Here is a 16,466-nt window from a genome sequence, read left to right on the forward strand (position 1 = left end):
CCACCGCGCTCACGCGCCGCACCGCTCTCGCCGGCCTGCTCACCGCCGCCGCCGTTCCCCTGCTCGCGGGCTGCGTGCAGGGCGAGGGCTCCGGCGGCGCCGCGGCCGCCACCGCCGATGCAGCCGAGGGCGCCGTCACGCAGGGCGGCACGCTGACGCTCGACTTCGCCACCTACAACCCGCTGAGCCTGGTGATCAAGGAGAAGGGCTGGCTCGAGGCGGCTCTCGCCGAGCAGCAGGTCACGGTCACCTGGGTGCAGTCGGCCGGGTCCAACAAGGCCAACGAGGCGCTGCGCGCCGGAGCGATCGACGTCGGCTCGACCGCCGGCTCCGCGGCCCTGCTCGCCCGCTCCAACGGCTCGACGATCAAGACGATCGACATCTTCTCGCAGCCGGAGTGGTCGGCGCTCGTCGTCCACGCGGGCTCGGGCATCACGAGCGTCGAGCAGCTCGCGGGCAAGCAGATCGCCGCGACCAAGGGCACCGACCCCTACTTCTTCCTCGTGCAGGCGCTCGAGGAGGCCGGTCTCGGGATCGACGACGTCACCGTGCAGAACCTGCAGCACGCCGACGGCTGGGCCGCGCTGCAGAACGGCTCGGTCGACGCGTGGGCCGGGCTCGACCCGATCATGGCGGGCGCCGAGGCGGCCGGAGCGACCCTGCTCTACCGCAACGTCGACTTCAACTCCTACGGCCTGCTCAACGCCACCGAGAGCTTCCTCGCCGAGAAGCCGGACCTCGCGCAGACCGTCGTGAACGCCTACGAGCACGCCCGGGCCTGGGCGCTCGAGAACCAGGAGGAGACCGCGAGCATCCTCGCCTCCGTCGCCGGTCTCGACGTCGCGGTCGCCACCACCGTCATCACCGAGCGCAGCAACCTCGACGTCGACAACGTGCCCGGCTCCGCGCAGACCGACGTGCTCGCCGTGATCGGCCCGATCTTCGTCGCGAACGGCGACGTCGCCTCGCAGGACCAGGTCGACGAGGCGCTCGACACGCTGCTCGACGACACCTACGCGAAGGCCGCGGACCCCGACGCGATCGGCTGAGCCGCTCCGTCCCCGATCCACCGCTCACGAGGAGACGACCATGGCGATCCGTGACGACCGGACGACCGACGCCGAGACGACCGACGCCGACCTGATCAGGCGCAGCACCGGGACGGTGCAGGCGCCGGGCGCGGTCGGCGCCGCGGTCGTGGGGCCCAGCGTGGGGGCGTCGCAGAAGCGGCTCCGCGACGACTCCGCCGCGCACGCCCGTCCGCTGACGTCGAAGCGCTGGTTCGTCGTGGTCGGCGGGGCGGTCCTGCCGATCGTGCTGCTGCTCGCCTGGCAGATCGCGACCACCACGGGCCTCGTGTCGCTGTCGGTGTTCCCCTCGCCGGCGATGGTGTGGGCGGCGGGGCTGGATCTTGCCCAGCGCGGCGACCTCGGCCAGGACGTCGCGATCTCGACGCAGCGCGTGCTGATCGGCTTCGCGATCGGCTCGGCCCTCGGCCTCGTGATCGGGGCGCTCTTCGGGCTCTCGCGGGTCTGGGAGGTCCTGCTCGGCCCGACCCTCGGCGCGATCCGGGCGGTGCCCTCGCTCGCGTGGGTGCCCCTGCTGCTGCTCTGGCTCGGCATCGGCGAGGAGTCGAAGATCACGCTGATCACGATCGGTGCGTTCTTCCCCGTGTTCACCACCGTCGCCACGGCTCTGGGCCACGTCGACCGCCACCTGGTCGAGGCGGGGCGCGCCTTCGGGCTGTCCGGCGTCCGGCTCTTCACCACCGTGCAGCTGCCGGCCGTCGTGCCCGCGGTCATCGCGGGGCTCCGGCTCGCTCTCGCCCAGTCGTGGCTGTTCCTCGTCGCGTCCGAGCTGATCGCCTCGTCGATGGGTCTGGGCTTCCGGCTCATCGACAGCCAGAACAACGGGCGGATCGACCGCGTGTTCCTCGCGATCATCCTGCTCGCGGTGCTCGGCAAGCTCACCGACGCCGTGGTGGGCGTGTTCCAGCGCTACGCCGTGGCGAAGTGGGCGTGAGCACCGTGCCCTCCCCCTCCGAAAGGACGACGTCATGACCGACACGATCGCGAGCCTCCTCGAGGAGACCCGCCGCTTCCCCGCCCCCGAGTCGTTCGCCGCGCAGGCGAACGTGGGCGCGGACGAGTACGCGCGGGCGGCCGCCGATCCGGTCGCGTTCTGGGAGGAGGCCGCCCGGCGCCTCGACTGGGCCGAGCCGTGGACGACCGCGCACACCTGGGAGCCCGCGCTGCCACAGGACGACGGCACCCTCTCGGTGCCCCGCGCGACCTGGTTCGAGGGCGGTCGCCTGAACGTCGCGGTGAACTGCGTCGACCGCCACGTCGACGCCGGGCGCGGCGACAAGGCGGCCCTGCACTTCGAGGGTGAGCGCGGCGACCGCCGCACCCTGACCTACTCCGACCTGCAGCGCGAGGTCTCGAAGGCCGCGAACGCCCTGACGGCGCTGGGCGTCGGGAAGGGCGACCGCGTCGTCGTGTACCTCCCGGTGATCCCCGAGACCGTCGTGATCACCCTCGCGATCGCCCGCATCGGAGCGATCCACTCCCTCGTCTTCGGCGGCTTCTCGGCCGAGGCGGTCCGGTTCCGCGTGGAGGACACCGGAGCGAAGCTGCTCGTCACGACCGACGGCCAGTTCCGCCGCGGGGCGGCCGTTCCGGTCAAGGCGAACGCCGACCACGCCGTCGCGGGCGTCGGGTCGATCGAGCACGTGCTGGTCGTCCGACGCACCGGCGACGAGACGCCCGACCTGCCCTGGACTCCCGGCCGCGACGTCTGGTGGCACGACGTCGTCGACACCGCGAGCGACGTGCACGAGGCCGAGGCGTTCGACTCCGAGACCCCGCTGTTCATCATCTACACCTCGGGCACGACCGGGAAGCCCAAGGGGCTCGTGCACACGAGCGGCGGCTACCTCACGCAGGCCTCGTGGACGCACTGGGCGCTCTTCGACGCGAAGCCCGACGACGTGCACTGGTGCACCGCCGACCTCGCCTGGGTCACCGCGCACACCTACGAGATCTACGGGCCGCTCTCGAACGGGCTCACGCAGGTGATCTACGAGGGCACGCCGAACACTCCGCACACCGCCCGGCACTTCGAGATCATCGAGCGCTACGGAGTGACCGTCTACTACACGGCGCCGACGCTGATCCGCACGCTCATGACCTGGTTCCCCGACGGCGTGCCCGCGCAGTACGACCTGTCGAGCCTGCGGCTGCTCGGCACCGTCGGCGAGTCGATCAACCCCGAGGCGTGGGTCTGGTTCCACGAGCGGATCGGCGGCGGGCGCTGCCCGATCGTCGACACCTGGTGGCAGTCCGAGACCGGCGCGGCCGTCATGTGCCCGCTGCCCGGCGTCTCGACGCTGAAGCCCGGGTCCTCGCTCGGCGCGCTGCCCGGGCTCACCACGCTCGTCGTCGACGACGCGGGGCAGCGCGTGCCGAACGGCTCCGGCGGCTACCTCGTCGTCGACCGCACCGGGCCGGCGCTCGCGCGCACCGTCTGGGGGAACCCGGAGCGGTACCGCGACTCCTACTGGGCGCGCTTCGCCGAGCAGGGCTACTTCTTCTCGGGCGACGGCGCGAAGTACGACGCCGACGGTGACATCTGGGTGCTGGGGCGCGTGGACGACGTGATCAACGTCTCCGGCCACCGGCTGTCGACGATCGAGATCGAATCGGCGCTCGTCGCGCACCCGGCCGTCGGAGAAGCGGGGGTCGTCGGAGTCGAGGACGCCACGACCGGTCAGGCGATCGCGGCCTTCGTGATCCCCTCCGACGAGGCGGTCGACCGGGCGCAGGACGACCCCGCCTACTGGAACGGGCTCGCCTCGGACCTCTCGAGCGTGCTGCGCGAGCACGTCGCGACGGCGATCGGGCCGATCGCGAAGCCGCGCGACGTGGTGATCGTGCCGGACCTGCCGAAGACCCGCTCGGGCAAGATCATGCGGCGCCTGCTCGGCGACATCCGCGACGGACGGGCCCTGGGCGACGTGACGAGCCTGCAGGACGACACGGTGCCCGAGCGGATCGCGCGGATCGTCGCGGCGCGCGGCTGAGGGGGGCGCGGGGCGTCGCGCACAGGAGAGCGCGTCCGCGAGTGGTCGCGGAACGCGGTCCGCGGACACTGCGGAGCCCGACTCGCGGCGACTCGTCGACGGGCGCCGCCCTGAGTCGTCGCGGACCGGGCCTCGCGGACACGTCAGGGCCCGATCGACGACCACTCGACCGCCTGCGCTCCCCTCGCGGAGGGCGGAGGACCGAGGGCGGCTCCCTCCCCCCGCTGATCGAGTAGTCCGCGCAACGGATGTATCGAGATCCCCGTCCCCTGGCACAGGAGCGTCTCAATACGCGCCTCCGGCGGCGGCTCGACCAGCAGAGGCGGGCCGAACGCTCCGGGTCGGCTCCGAAGTCCGGACGGGCGGCGGCATCGGGAGTAGCGTGAAGCCGTGCGTGACCTCCAGCAGCAGATCATCTCCGAGCTCCACGTCTCCCCCACCGTCGATCCGGCCGTCGAGGTCGAACGGCGCGTCGGCTTCCTCGCCGACTACCTCCGCCACACCGGCGCCGAGGGCCTCGTGCTCGGCATCAGCGGCGGGCAGGACTCGAGCCTGGCCGGCCGGCTCTGCCAGCTCGCCGTCGAGCAGGTGCGCGCGGGCGGAGGCGACGCCTCCTTCATCGCGGTGCGCCTGCCCTACCGGGTCCAGGCCGACGAGGAGGACGCGCAGCTCGCGCTGTCCTTCATCCGTCCGGACCGGCTGGTGACCTTCGACATCCACCAGGGCGTCGACGGCATCGCCGCGGCCTTCGGCGACGCGGTCGGCGAGCCGATCTCGGACTTCGTGAAGGGCAACGTCAAGGCCCGCGCGCGCATGATCGCGCAGTACGCGATCGCCGGGCAGGCGGGCATGCTCGTCGTCGGCACCGACCACGCGGCCGAGGCCGTGACCGGCTTCTTCACGAAGTTCGGCGACGGCGGAGCCGACGTCCTCCCGCTGACGGGCCTCACCAAGCGCCAGGGCCGCTCCCTCCTCGAGCACCTCGACGCCCCCGCGCGCCTGTACGAGAAGGCGCCGACGGCCGACCTCCTCGATGAGAACCCCGGGCAGACCGACGAGTCGAACCTGGGACTCGTCTACGCCGATCTCGACGAGTACCTCGAGGGCGGAGACGTCGATCCCGCCGTCGCCGAGGCGATCGAGGCGCGCTACGCCGCCACCGAGCACAAGCGGCAGGTGCCGCTCTCGATGTTCGACGACTGGTGGCGCGCCTCCGAGACGTACACGCCTGGCAGCAACTGACTCCCGAGCCGCCCCCGACCGATCGGGGGCGGCTCGCCCGTTCAGGCCGTCGCGACCCGGTCGAGCCAGGCCCCGCTGACCTTCGCGCTCTCGGCTGGGGGCAAGCTCGCCCGGTCGACCTCGACGATGATCCAGCCGCCGAAGTCCTCGGGCAGCGCCGCGAGCACGCCGTCGAGGTCGATGCCGCCGAGCCCGGGCTCGAGGAAGATCCCGGCGTCGGTCGCGCGGTCGTAGGCCGTGGGCACGGCCCGGCTCGACTCCGCGATGCCCAGGTGCAGGTCCTTCACGTGCAGATCGAGGAGGCGATCGGAGTGGCGCTCGAGGATCGCGATCGGGTCGATGCCCGCCCAGACGAGGTGGCCGATGTCGAACGAGGCGCCCAGCAGGTCGGCGTCGATCGCGCCGAGGACGCGGTCGATCTCGTGCTCCGTCTCGACCCACGTGCCCACGTGGTTGTGCAGGCCCGCGTGCACCCCCTCCGCGCGCAGCACCTCCGCCGCCTCGCCCAGGATCTCGATGACGCGGTCCAGCCGGCCCTCGTCGAAGACGGCTCCGACCGCCACCGCCTCGCGAGTGCGCACGACGCCCGGCTCGAAGCTCACCTCGGGGGCGAGGAAGACCGTGTCGAGGCCGACGTAGTTCGACTCCTCGGCCTTGCGCCGCACTCCGTCGAACCAGTGGATCCACTCCGCCGAGCCGCGGGCGAACTTCCGGCCGGAGTCCTCCGGCAGCGCGACGGAGGCGTAGCCGGGGGCGAGCGCGAGCCCCGAGTCCTCGATCATGCGGGCGTAGTCCTGCAGAGTCTGCGTCGAGAGCACCTCGAGCATGGTCGCCCCGAAGCCCGCCTCGCGGATCTCGCGGAGCACGTCCGGGTACTCGGCACGGAAGTGCGGATCGGCGAAGCGCCAGAGCGACTCGCTCGACGGGTCGGTCGGATCGGCCTTGACGTTGATCCACTGGATGGCGTTGAGCGCGAACTGGGAGCGGCGGAGCACGGCGGTCCTCTTTCCTGAAGCGGTGGTGCGGTCGGTCAGTCGGCGGCGCGGGCGTTGTAGACGAGGACGGTGCCCTCGTCGACGTGGGCGCGGTAGGCGTGGAAGACGGCGAGCGCCTCGTCGCGGAGCACGCCGTCGACGACCTCGATGCCGCGCGCCTCGAAGGCGGCGGCCCAGTCCTCGCGCATGGGGCCCTCGTCGAACGTGGTGATCTCCTCGAGCTCGGGGCCCGACCCCGCGACGACGAGACGGCGCACGCCCGACCACAGCGTGGCTCCGTAGCACTGCACGCACGGGCGCCAGTTGACGACGAGCTCGTGCGCGGGCTGCCCCTCGCCGCCGAGGTCCCAGGAGCCGATCGCGGTCTGGGCGAGGCCGAGGGCGGTGACCTCCGCGTGCCCGGAGGAGACTCCGCTCGCGAGGACGACGTTCACTCCGACCGAGACGAGGCGGCCGGAGTCGCGCTCGACGACGATCGCGGCGAACGGGCCGCCGTTGCCCTCGCGGAAGTTGCGGTCGGCGAGCGCGTGCACGAGGGCCATGCGGTCCTCGCGCTCGGGCAGGACCTCGGGGACGTCGCGGAGGGCGTCCTCGATCCACGCGGGCAGGGCGATCTCGTAGCGGGTGGCGAGCTGGTCGATCTTCACGGGTCCTCCTGGGGACGGTTCGGGTGGGTAAGGGGGGATCAGACGCGGGCGGCCGCGAGCTCGGCGAGCACCGCGCGCGTGGCGCGGACGGCGGTGACCGTCCCCGTCAGCGTGGCATTGCAGACGACCGGGGTCGGGATCACTCCGTTGCCGGCGACGTAGAGGCCGTCGACGCCCCAGACGCGGCCGGACGGGTCGCAGACGCTCGTCCCGTCGTCCACGGCTCCCGAGCGGACGGTGCCGGTGAGGTGCAGCGAGGAGCCGGGAGCGAGCACCGCGCTCTCGGTCAGCGGATCGAAGGACCCGAAGCGCTCGGCGATGTCGCGGATCCGCTCCTGCGCCGCCGCGATCAGCTCGCGGTCGCGGTCGCTGTACTCGAACTCGACGCGGAGCCGGGGCAGACCGGTCACGTCGGTCTCCTCCTCCGAGAACACGAGCCGGTTCTCGGAGCGCGATTCGACCGGCGTGTAGAACGACAGCCCGACCGAGTAGGCGAACGGACGGTGCTCCTCATCGATGAAGACGGTGTTCATGATCTGCCCGTGGAACGGCTGGTCCTCGCCGTTCTGCGGCAGCCAGAGCGAATCGACGGCGAACTCGCCCTCGCGCAGGCGCGGGAGCGACTCCGGGGTCAGACCGAAGCGCTCGAGGTCCATCACGACCCGGCCGGTGACGAAGGCGTGCTCGTTGAGGTACCGGCCGAGCGCCGCCGGCCGGATGCCCGACGCGAACAGCAGCTGGGGAGTGCGCACCACGTCGGCGCAGACCATCACGGTGCGCGCCTCGATGTCGTACTCGCGGCCCGTGGCCGTCTCGCGCACGCGGACTCCGACGGCGCGATCGCCGTCGCGGAGGATCGCGATCGCCAGGGTGCCGGGACGCAGCTCGAACGCCTCGTCGCCGCCGTGCGCGATCGGCGGGAAGATCCGGCTGGGGCCGGTGCGCAGCAGGGGGCCGGAGGGGTTGCCGGCGACGGCCATCGGCATCGGCTGGGGGTGGCGCCCGTCGGCGCTGACCGCGCCGAACGCGTCCTCGAGCACGTCCAGCACGATGCGTCCCGGAGCGGTCGGACCCAGCGGGGAGGCGTGCACGTCGAGCAGCTCGCGCGCCCGGGCGAGGTCCTCCTCCCACTGCACCGGGTCGCCGCCGTCGAAGACCTCGTCACCGGCCGGCCACGGGGTCGCCGCCGTCCAGTGCACGCCCATGCCGCCGACGTTCCACGACACCGCGGTCGCGGGCATCGCGCCCGCGTCCTCGCCCATCGCCGAGAGGTTGTACATGCCGGGCGCGACCGAGCGGAGCTCGTCGGTGATGTCGGGAGTGACGTCGGCGCCGGTGTACATGCCCTGCACCCCGGTCGCCACGCGCTGGTTGTAGCGGCTCCAGATCTCGGGCTCCTCGCTGTCGTGCAGGTGCAGTCCGGGGACGGAGCCGACGGCCGGGCCGCCGTCGATCATCAGGAGGCGGACGGCGGGGTCGGCGTCGCGCAGCCCCCGGGCGATCGCGGCCCCCATGATGCCGCTGCCGACGAGCAGGACGTCGACGGGGGTGGTGGTCTCGGGCATGGTGCTCCTGTCGTGCCGCGCGGCGGCGCGGGTGAGGGGAAGAAGAGGGGTCAGTCGGCCGTGGCGGCCAGGGTCGGACCGAAGAACTCGGCGTCCATGCGGTCCAGCGCGGACTTGACGGCGCCGATCAGCGGCGCATCGGCCCCGAGGCCCGTCGAGCGGACGGACACGTCGAGGGTGCGCAGCCGGCGCATCGCCTCGGCCACGCGCGGGAGCAGCAGGTCGTCCGCATCCTCCAGCCCGCCGCCGAGGACGAACAGATCGGGCGACACCGTCCAGGCCAGGGTCGAGAGCAGTTCGGCGAGGTGCGCGGCGAAGGCGTCGAGCTCCCGCAACGCGACCGGATCGCCGGCGCGCGCCGCCTCCACGGCCGCGAGAGCCGCCTCCCGGTCGCTGCGCCGAGGCGAGGTCAGACGGCCGAACGGAGTGTCCTCCATCCGGCTCGCCCCCATCGCGCCGGCCTCGACCACCTCGCCCGCCGCTCCGCGGAAGCCGCGGTGCACGGAGCCGCCGATGACCAGGCCGATGCCGGTGCGGTTGCCGAAGATGCACCAGGCCGAGGTGGGGGCGTCGGCCGACACCCCTCGCCAGCGCTCGGCGAGCGCCGCGAGGTTGGCGTCGTTGTCGGCGAAGACCGGCACGCCCAGCCGCGCCGACACGGCGTCGGCCAGGGCGAACCCGTTCCACCGCTCGGAGTTGACGAGTCGGCTGACGACGCCGTCCTCGTCGATCGCGCCACCCGCGGCGATCGCACCCGCGCGGATCCGCTCGCGCGGGAGCCCCGACTCGGCGACCGCGGCCTCGACCGCGAGGACGGCGTCCTCGACGGCGGCCTCGGGCGAGTGGTAGTCGCGCAGGGCCCGCATCGACCGGCCGAGGATCCGGCCGCGGATGTCGCAGACGACCGCGGTGGCGAAGTCCGTGTCGATGCGGACCGCTGCGACGAGCGCGCGGTCGGCGCGGAAGCGGAAGGTGCGCGGCGGGCGACCGACGTCCGATCGCGCCGGGTCGGGCGCCGTCTCGTCCACCCAGCCCGCGGCGGACAGGCCCGCGAGGATCAGCTCGACCGTGCGGCGCGACAGGGCGACTTCGCGCACCAGGACCGCCGTGGTCACCGGCGCGTCGTGCTCGGCGAGCGCGCGCAGCACGACTCCGGAGTTGAGGCGGCGGAGGGTGCTCGGGTCGACTCCGGCCCTCATGCGCGGACATCCGCGAGGAGGGGAAGCACGTCGTCGAAGCGCCCGGGCACGACCGACGGGGTGTCGTCGTAGACGCGGACGGCGTCTCCCGCGACTCCTCTCGCTGCGGACCAGTGCGGCTCCTGGCCGCGCACGAAGGCGACGAGCTCGGAGTGCATCAGGTCGGCGAGCGCCTGCGGAGGAGTCGCGCCCAGCACGCGCTCGGTGCCCTCCGCGTCGAGGTGGTCGAAGAAGAACGGCAGATCGAGGCAGTGCGCGGCGCCGCCGACCACCGGCGAGACCCAGTCGAAGGAGTACAGCCAGGTGGGCGCGGAGCCGCGGTTGCGCGCGGCCTGCAGGACCGCCCGGCGGAACAGCAGGTCGGTGGCGCGCGGGGGTGCGCCCTCCGCGCGCTCGATGCGCGGGCTGTCGAACTCGTCGGCGGTCGCCCCGATCAGGAGCGGCGTGTCGCGGCCGGCGTGCGCGGTCGCCTCCGCCACCGGGAGCGGGAGCAGCGCGTCGCCCCAGACGGGCGCGAGCACGATCGAGTGCGCGGACCCGGGCATCATCGTCAGCGCGACCGTCTCGGACAGGCCGTCGCGGTCGAGCGAGGCGAGCCCCACGGCGGTCGGCGGGACGCCGAGGGAGTGGGCGAACGCCGCGAGCTGCTCCTCCGCCTCCGCGAGCGGCACGCTGCGGTCGGTCGGCGAGATCGCGACGGCGCGGGCGAACAGGGGCTGCGCCTCCGCGCAGCCGAGGAGGGTCAGGACCGCGCCGCCCCCGGCGGACTGCCCGGCGATCGTCACCCGATCGGGGTCACCGCCGAAGGACGCGATGTTCACCCGGACCCAGCGCAGCGCCTGCAGCCAGTCGCGGACACCGCGGTTGGCGTCGCCGTCGACCACGCCGAAGCCGTCGATGCCGAGCCGGTAGGACGCGGTCACGACGATCACGCCGTCCCGCGCGAAGGCCGACCCCTCGTGCCAGTCGCTGGAGGCGGCTCCGGTCACGTACCCGCCGCCGTGCAGGTAGACCAGCACGGGGAGGGCGTCGGCGCCGAGCGGGGCGAACACGTTGACGCTCAGCGAGTCCTCACCGGGGATCGAGTGCTCGGGGATCGTCGTGAACTCGAACGGCCGGCCCCGCTGCGGGGTCGCTCCGCAGCTCGAGGCGTCGAACGGCGCCGTGAAGGCGGCTCGGGGCTCGGGCGGGGTGAAGCGGCGCGCACCCGTCGGCGCCTCGGCGAACGGCACCCCGAGGAACCGGGCGACGCCCCCCGCCGCCCGTCCGACGACGGCTCCGCAAGCGGCCTCGACCACGATCTCCACGCCCGACGCTCCGCTCACTTCATCCCCGTCGCGACGATACCCTGCACGAAGTAACGCTGCAGGAGCAGGAAGAGCACCAGAACCGGCAGCATCACGACGACCGCGCCGGCCAGCACGAGCCCGTAGTCGGTCACGTTCTGGGCCGCCTGCCGCGTCGCCGCGAGCCCGACGGGGAGCGTGTAGGTCGAGGCGTCCTGCGCGACCAGGAGCGGCCAGATGAAGTTGTTCCACGCGGCGAGGAACGACATGATCGTCACCGTCGCGAGAGCGGGTCCGGCCAGCGGCAGGAACACCTGCGCGAAGATCCGCAGCTCGCTCGCCCCGTCGATCCGCGCGGCCTCGAGCAGCTCCTCCGGGATGCTCTCGGCGAACTGGCGGACGATGAAGATCGAGATCGGCAGCACGAGCGAGGGCAGCGCGATGCCGGCCAGGGTGTTCACGAGCCCCAGGCGCACCGTGACGACGAACTGCGGCACGAAGACCGCCGAGAACGGCATCATCAGCGAGATCAGCACCGCGGCCATCGCGAACCGCTTCCCGGCGAAGTCGAGCTTCGCGAGGGCGTAGCCGGCGGCGGCCGCGGCCACGACGTTACCCGCCACCACGACGCCGGCGACGACGAGGCTGTTGGCGAGGTAGCCGCTGAAGCCCGCCTGCGAGAACAGGCGCGCGAAGTTGTCGAGCGTCACCGCCGACGGGAGCCAAGCGCCGGGGTCCGCGCTGATGTCGGCCGTGGTGCGGAGCGATCCCGAGATCACCCAGACGAAGGGCAGCAGCGTGATCGCCGCGAGCACGGCGAGCACCGGGTAGAGCACGAGGTGCCGCCGGCGCTCGGCGATCGCGCGAGTGGTGGTCTCGCGGGCCGGCGGACGCGGTGCGGCGGGCGGCGGGGCGACGGGCGGACGGGCGGCGGTGGTGGTCATGAGCGGGACCTCAGCAGACGGAACTGCAGCGCGCTGACGAGCGCGACGATGAGCAGGAGGAGGAAGGAGGCGGCCGACGAAACGCCGATGTTCCCGAAGCCGAACTGGCGGTAGGTGTAGAGCGCCATCGACTCCGTGGAGCCGACCGGACCGCCGCCCGTGAGCAGGTACGGCTCGTCGAAGACCTGGAGGAAGAAGACCGAGAGCAGCACCGAGATGAGCAGGGTCGTGGGCATCAGCAGCGGCACGGTGATCGAGACCAGGCGGCGCCAGGGGGTCGCGCCGTCGAGCGAGGCGGCCTCGTGGACGTCCTCGGGGACCGACTGGAGCCCCGCGAGGAACAGGAGCATCGCGGTGCCGAAGTTGCGCCAGACGCCCAGCAGGATCACGACGGGCATGGCGAGCTGCTCGTCGCCGAGCCAGTTGGGCCCCGCGAAGCCGATCGCTCCGAGCACCTCGTTGACGGTGCCGTTCTGGTTGAACGCGTACTGCCAGATCAGCGCCACCGAGACGATGTTGGTGACGACCGGAGCGTAGAAGAGCGCCCGGAACACACCGCGCAGCCGCCGGATGCCCGAGTTCAGCGCCAGGGCCAGCACGAAGCCCACCATCATCGTCAGCGGCACCCCGATCACGACGAAGTAGAGGGTGTTGAGCACCGAGCGGAGGAACGCGCCGTCGCCGAGGAGGACCGCGTAGTTCTCGAGGCCCGTGAAGTCGACTCCGAACGGCTGCTGCAGATCGGTGCCGCGGATGTCGGTGAGGCTCATGCCGACGGAGGCGAGCACCGGGACCGCCGTGAACACCGCGAAGATCACGGCGAACGGCGCGAGGAAGAGCCAGGCGATGCCGGAGTGGCGTCCGTGGCGGGAGCGGCGCTCGCGCAGCGCTCCCGCCGTGGACCGGCCGGCGAGGGCGGTCAGAGCCACAGGATCACTCCGTGCCGATCGAGTCGGCCTGGCGCTGGACGGCCTTCAGAGCGTCGGCGGCCGATTCGTTGCCGCGGGCGACCTTCTCCATCTCCTGGCCGAGCAGTGTCGAGACCTGCGTCCACGTGGAGACGGCGGGCAGCGGCTCGACGTTCTGCAGCTGCTCGAAGAACGCGTCGAGCAGGGGCTGGTCGGCGATCGCCGGGTCCTGCCAGGCGTCGACCACGGCAGGCATGCTGCCGGCGGCCTCGTACTGCGCGATCTGGGTGTCCTGCTCGGCGGTGGCCCGCACGACCTTCCAGGCCGAGGCGGCGTTGTCGGAGGAGGCGGTCACGCCCCAGCTGCCGCCCGCGAGCTGACCGGACGCGTTGTCGGGGCCGGCGGGGAGCACGGCGGTGCCGATGTGCTCCTCGGTCCAGCCCTCCTGCTCGGCGGTGGTGTCGAGCGTCGCGACGACCCACGGGCCGCTGATCATCGATCCCGTCTTCCCCGACACGAGGTAGGGCTGCGCGTCGAGGAACTGCGGGGTGTCGGGCGAGGAGATGCCGTCGGCGAAGACGGAGCCGTTGTACTCGGCGGCCGCGAGCATCTCGGGGGTGTCGATCGTCCACTCCGAGCCGTCCTCGCTCAGGAGGTCGGCGCCGGCCTGGTGCGCGAAGGTCGCGAGGGTCTGGCCGTTGTAGGTGTCCCAGCCGACGTCGGCGCCGAATCCGCTCTCGGCGCCGCCTGCCTGGAGGCCCTCGAAGAACGGGATCGCCTCGTCCCACGTCGACGGCGCGCTCACTCCGCCGGCCTCCGCGAGATCGGAGCGGTAGATGAGGACGCGCGTGTAGGCGTACCAGGGCACCGAGTAGGTCGTGCCGTCGTGCTCGCCCGCCTCCCACGAGCCCTCGAAGAAGCTGTCGGAGTCGACGAGGCCGTCGGGCACCGGCGCGAAGGCGTCGGACGCGAGGAACTGCGTCTGCGCCTCCGTGTAGAGGAACGCGATGTCGGGGGCGGTGCCGGCGGCGACCGCCGTCTGCAGCTTGGTGTTGTACTCGTCGGAGGGGACCAGCGTGATCTCGAGATCGAGGTCCGGGTTCTCGGCCGTGTAGTCGGCGAGCACCGCATCGAGCTGCGTGGCGTCGCCGTCGGGGGCCCAGAGGGTGACGGTGCCGGTCGCGGCGGAGTCGTCGACCGTGGTGGTGTCGGCGGCGGCTCCGGTGTCGGCCGAGCGGCCGCATCCGGTGAGGGCGAGTGCCGCGACGACGGTGCCGGCGAGGGCGAGGCGGGAGGTGCGGGCGGTGCGCTTCATGGAGGCTCCTGGAGTCCGGGCGCTTTTCGCTACTTTGTAGCGGAAGTCGGCGCAGGGCGAGGTGGTGCGGAGGGGGTGCGGGGGTCGCTCTCTCCGGTTCGGACCGGATTACGCGATGTTGTAGCAGAAGTGCGACGGGCGGGACCCGGTCGATGCAGGGTCGAGAACGAACCTAGGCTCCGGCTGTTTCGAGCGGATTACCTTCTCGGCACGCTCTCGTTACGGAGCGAGCGCCGCCTCGAGCGCGGCGGCCTGCGCGGCCCAGAAGCGCTTCGCCACTCCGGTGCGGCGGAACAGGGCGTCGAAGCCGTGGAACGCCCCGTCGACGATCTCGAGCTCGCAGGGCACCCCGGCCGCGCGGAGGCGCTCGGCGTAGCGGACGTCCTCGTCATGGAAGAGGTCGAGAGAGCCGACGCCGATCCAGGCGGGCGGGAGGCCGGCGAGGTCCTCGCGCCGGGCGGGAGCGGCGTAGGGCGAGACGTGCGCGCCGCCGGGCTCGGTGCCGAGGTAGGAGGTCCAGCCGAAGCGGTTGCTGCCGGGGGTCCAGACGCGGACGCCCCGGGGAGTCGGGCCGGGGCGGGTCACCGTGCGGTCGTCGAGCATCGGGTAGACGAGGAGCTGGAAGGCGGGCTGCGCTCCTCCGCGGTCGTGGGCGAGCAGGGTCGCGCCGGCGGCGAGGCCTCCACCGGCGCTGGCCCCGCCGATCGCGATGCGGGTCGGATCGACACCGCGCTCGTCCGCGTGCTCCACGAGCCAGCGGAACGCGGCGACGACGTCCTCGAGCGCGGCCGGGGCGGGGTGGGCCGGCGAGAGGCGGTAGTCGACCGAGAGGACGCTGATGCCCAGGGTGCGCGCGAACGCGATGTTCGAGGACTCGTCCTGGAGGTGGCTGCCGAGGACCATGCCGCCGCCGTGGACCCAGATGAGGGCGGGAGCGGCGCCGCGCAGGATGCGGGGGCGGTAGCTGCGCGCGCGGATCGGCGGAGCGCCGTCCGCTCCGGGGATCTCGAGGTCGTCGACAACGAGGTCGGGAGGCGCTTCCGCACCCACGGCCTCGCGCCGGGTGGCGAGGCGCAGCAGTCGCGGGCCGAGGACGATCGGCGGGAGGAAACGGCCGATCGCGAGATCCGGGTGGAAGGGGGACGCCTTCGCGGCGGCACGGACTGACGCGGTCATGCGCGGGAGGCTACTCCCCCCTGCCGCGAAGACGTCCCTCTCCCCCTTAGGGGCGGACCAGCGTCTTGATCGCGCGGCGCTCGTCCATCGCGGCGTACGCTTCCGCGATCTCCTCGAGCGGGAGCTCGAGGTCGAAGACCAGGCCGGGCTCGATCGCACCGCTGAGGACGTCCGGGAGCAGCTCCTCCATGTAGCCGCGGACGGGGGCGACTCCGCCGTTCACGCCCACGTTCGAGCCGAACATCTGGCGCACGGGCAGCTCCGGGCCGCCGTTCGGGACACCGACGTACCCGACCATGCCGCCGGGGCGGGCCGAGTCGAGCGCCTGCTGCATCGACTCCTTGGTGCCGACGCACTCGAGCACGCAGTCGGCGCCGATGCCGCCGGTGAGCTCCTTCACGCGGGCCACTCCCTCGTCTCCGCGCGTCTCGACGATGTGGGTGGCGCCGAAGCGGGTGGCGAGGTTCTGCCGGGACTCGTGGCGCGACATCGCGATGATCGTGGTGGCGCCGAGCCGCTTGGCGGCGAGGACGGCGCAGAGACCGACCGCTCCGTCGCCGACGACCGCCACCGTCGAGCCCGCGGTGACGCCGGCCGAGACGGCCGCGTGGTGGCCGGTGCCCATGACGTCGGCCAGGGTCAGCAGGCTCGGGATGAGCGCCGGGTCGGGGTCGGTGCCGACCTTGAAGAGCGTGCCGTCGGCCAGCGGGACGCGGACCTTCTCGCCCTGCGCGCCGTCGGCGAAGCCCTCGTCGCCGACCTCGGAGCCCCACCAGCCGCCGGTGAGGCACGAGGTCGAGACGCCGTTGGCGCAGTTGGCGCAGGTGCCGTCGCAGACGTAGAACGGAGCGATCACGAAGTCGCCGACGGAGATGTCGCGCACGTCGTCGCCGACCGACTCGACGACGCCGACGAACTCGTGGCCGATGCGGTGCGCCTCCTTCGTGGGAGTGACGCCGCGGTAGGGCCAGAGGTCGGAGCCGCACACGCAGGCCGCGGTCACGCGGACGATCGCGTCGCGACCGGTCGACAGGGTCGGCTCGGGCACGTCCTCGACTCGGACGTCGCGCTCGCCGTGGATGAGTGTTGCTCGCATGAGGGGTCTCCT

At 72.7% G+C, this 16,466-nt stretch carries 14 protein-coding genes; 4 read left to right on the top strand and 10 right to left on the bottom strand.

Translation table 11 applies throughout. The features are described from left to right. The 4 genes from IOC53_RS17125 to nadE form a co-directional block, all read left to right on the top strand. Positions 1-1,049, top strand: a 1,049-nt coding sequence (locus tag IOC53_RS17125) for an aliphatic sulfonate ABC transporter substrate-binding protein (RefSeq protein ID WP_307786236.1), incomplete at its 5' end; no start/stop codon positions are given. Between the two features lie 40 nt (positions 1,050-1,089). After that, positions 1,090-2,022: an ABC transporter permease gene (locus tag IOC53_RS17130; protein ID WP_207407627.1), complete on the top strand. Its 933-nt coding sequence runs from the start codon at positions 1,090-1,092 to the stop codon at positions 2,020-2,022. A 34-nt stretch (positions 2,023-2,056) separates the two neighbouring features. Further along, the gene (acs, locus tag IOC53_RS17135; protein WP_207407628.1) at positions 2,057-4,081 is read left to right on the top strand and encodes an acetate--CoA ligase; all 2,025 of its coding nucleotides are present in this window, start codon (positions 2,057-2,059) and stop codon (positions 4,079-4,081) included. A gap of 390 nt (positions 4,082-4,471) precedes the next feature. After that, positions 4,472-5,323 (top strand): ammonia-dependent NAD(+) synthetase, encoded by an 852-nt coding sequence (nadE, locus tag IOC53_RS17140; protein ID WP_207407636.1) that lies wholly within the window; start codon positions 4,472-4,474, stop codon positions 5,321-5,323. Positions 5,324-5,364: 41 nt separating this feature from the next. Here nadE and IOC53_RS17145 read toward each other — a convergent pair whose 3' ends face one another. From IOC53_RS17145 to IOC53_RS17190, 10 genes are all read right to left on the bottom strand, one after another. Beyond that, positions 5,365-6,318, bottom strand: coding sequence for a sugar phosphate isomerase/epimerase (locus IOC53_RS17145; RefSeq protein ID WP_207407638.1), 954 nt, complete (start codon positions 6,316-6,318; stop codon positions 5,365-5,367). Between the two features lie 35 nt (positions 6,319-6,353). After that, positions 6,354-6,965: a nucleoside deaminase gene (locus IOC53_RS17150; protein ID WP_207407640.1), complete on the bottom strand. Its 612-nt coding sequence runs from the start codon at positions 6,963-6,965 to the stop codon at positions 6,354-6,356. Between the two features lie 38 nt (positions 6,966-7,003). Then, a complete protein-coding gene (locus tag IOC53_RS17155; RefSeq protein ID WP_207407641.1) occupies positions 7,004-8,530 on the bottom strand; it encodes a GMC oxidoreductase in 1,527 nt (508 codons plus the stop codon). 50 nt (positions 8,531-8,580) lie between these two features. After that, positions 8,581-9,729, bottom strand: a complete 1,149-nt coding sequence (locus IOC53_RS17160) for an ROK family protein (protein ID WP_207407642.1) — start codon at positions 9,727-9,729, stop codon at positions 8,581-8,583. Then, a complete protein-coding gene (locus IOC53_RS17165; protein ID WP_307786237.1) occupies positions 9,726-11,036 on the bottom strand; it encodes a carboxylesterase family protein in 1,311 nt (436 codons plus the stop codon). The genes IOC53_RS17160 and IOC53_RS17165 overlap by 4 nt, the downstream gene beginning before the upstream one ends. Positions 11,037-11,050: 14 nt before the next feature. Beyond that, positions 11,051-11,959 carry a carbohydrate ABC transporter permease gene (locus IOC53_RS17170; RefSeq protein WP_207407644.1) on the bottom strand — a complete coding sequence of 303 codons (909 nt, stop codon included), beginning with the start codon at positions 11,957-11,959 and terminating at the stop codon, positions 11,051-11,053. After that, a complete protein-coding gene (locus IOC53_RS17175; protein ID WP_307786238.1) occupies positions 11,956-12,888 on the bottom strand; it encodes a sugar ABC transporter permease in 933 nt (310 codons plus the stop codon). The genes IOC53_RS17170 and IOC53_RS17175 overlap by 4 nt, the downstream gene beginning before the upstream one ends. Positions 12,889-12,892: 4 nt before the next feature. Continuing rightward, complete coding sequence (locus IOC53_RS17180; RefSeq protein WP_207407645.1) at positions 12,893-14,182, bottom strand: extracellular solute-binding protein; 1,290 nt, start codon at positions 14,180-14,182, stop codon at positions 12,893-12,895. Between the two features lie 219 nt (positions 14,183-14,401). Beyond that, the gene (locus tag IOC53_RS17185; protein ID WP_207407647.1) at positions 14,402-15,358 is read right to left on the bottom strand and encodes an alpha/beta hydrolase; all 957 of its coding nucleotides are present in this window, start codon (positions 15,356-15,358) and stop codon (positions 14,402-14,404) included. A gap of 46 nt (positions 15,359-15,404) precedes the next feature. After that, on the bottom strand, positions 15,405-16,454 hold the full coding sequence (locus IOC53_RS17190; protein WP_207407653.1) for a zinc-dependent alcohol dehydrogenase family protein: 1,050 nt from the start codon (positions 16,452-16,454) through the stop codon (positions 15,405-15,407). Between the last annotated feature and the right edge of the window lie 12 nt (positions 16,455-16,466).

Source organism: Rathayibacter sp. SD072 (assembly GCF_017355185.1).
Taxonomy (GTDB): Bacteria; Actinomycetota; Actinomycetes; order Actinomycetales; family Microbacteriaceae; genus Rathayibacter.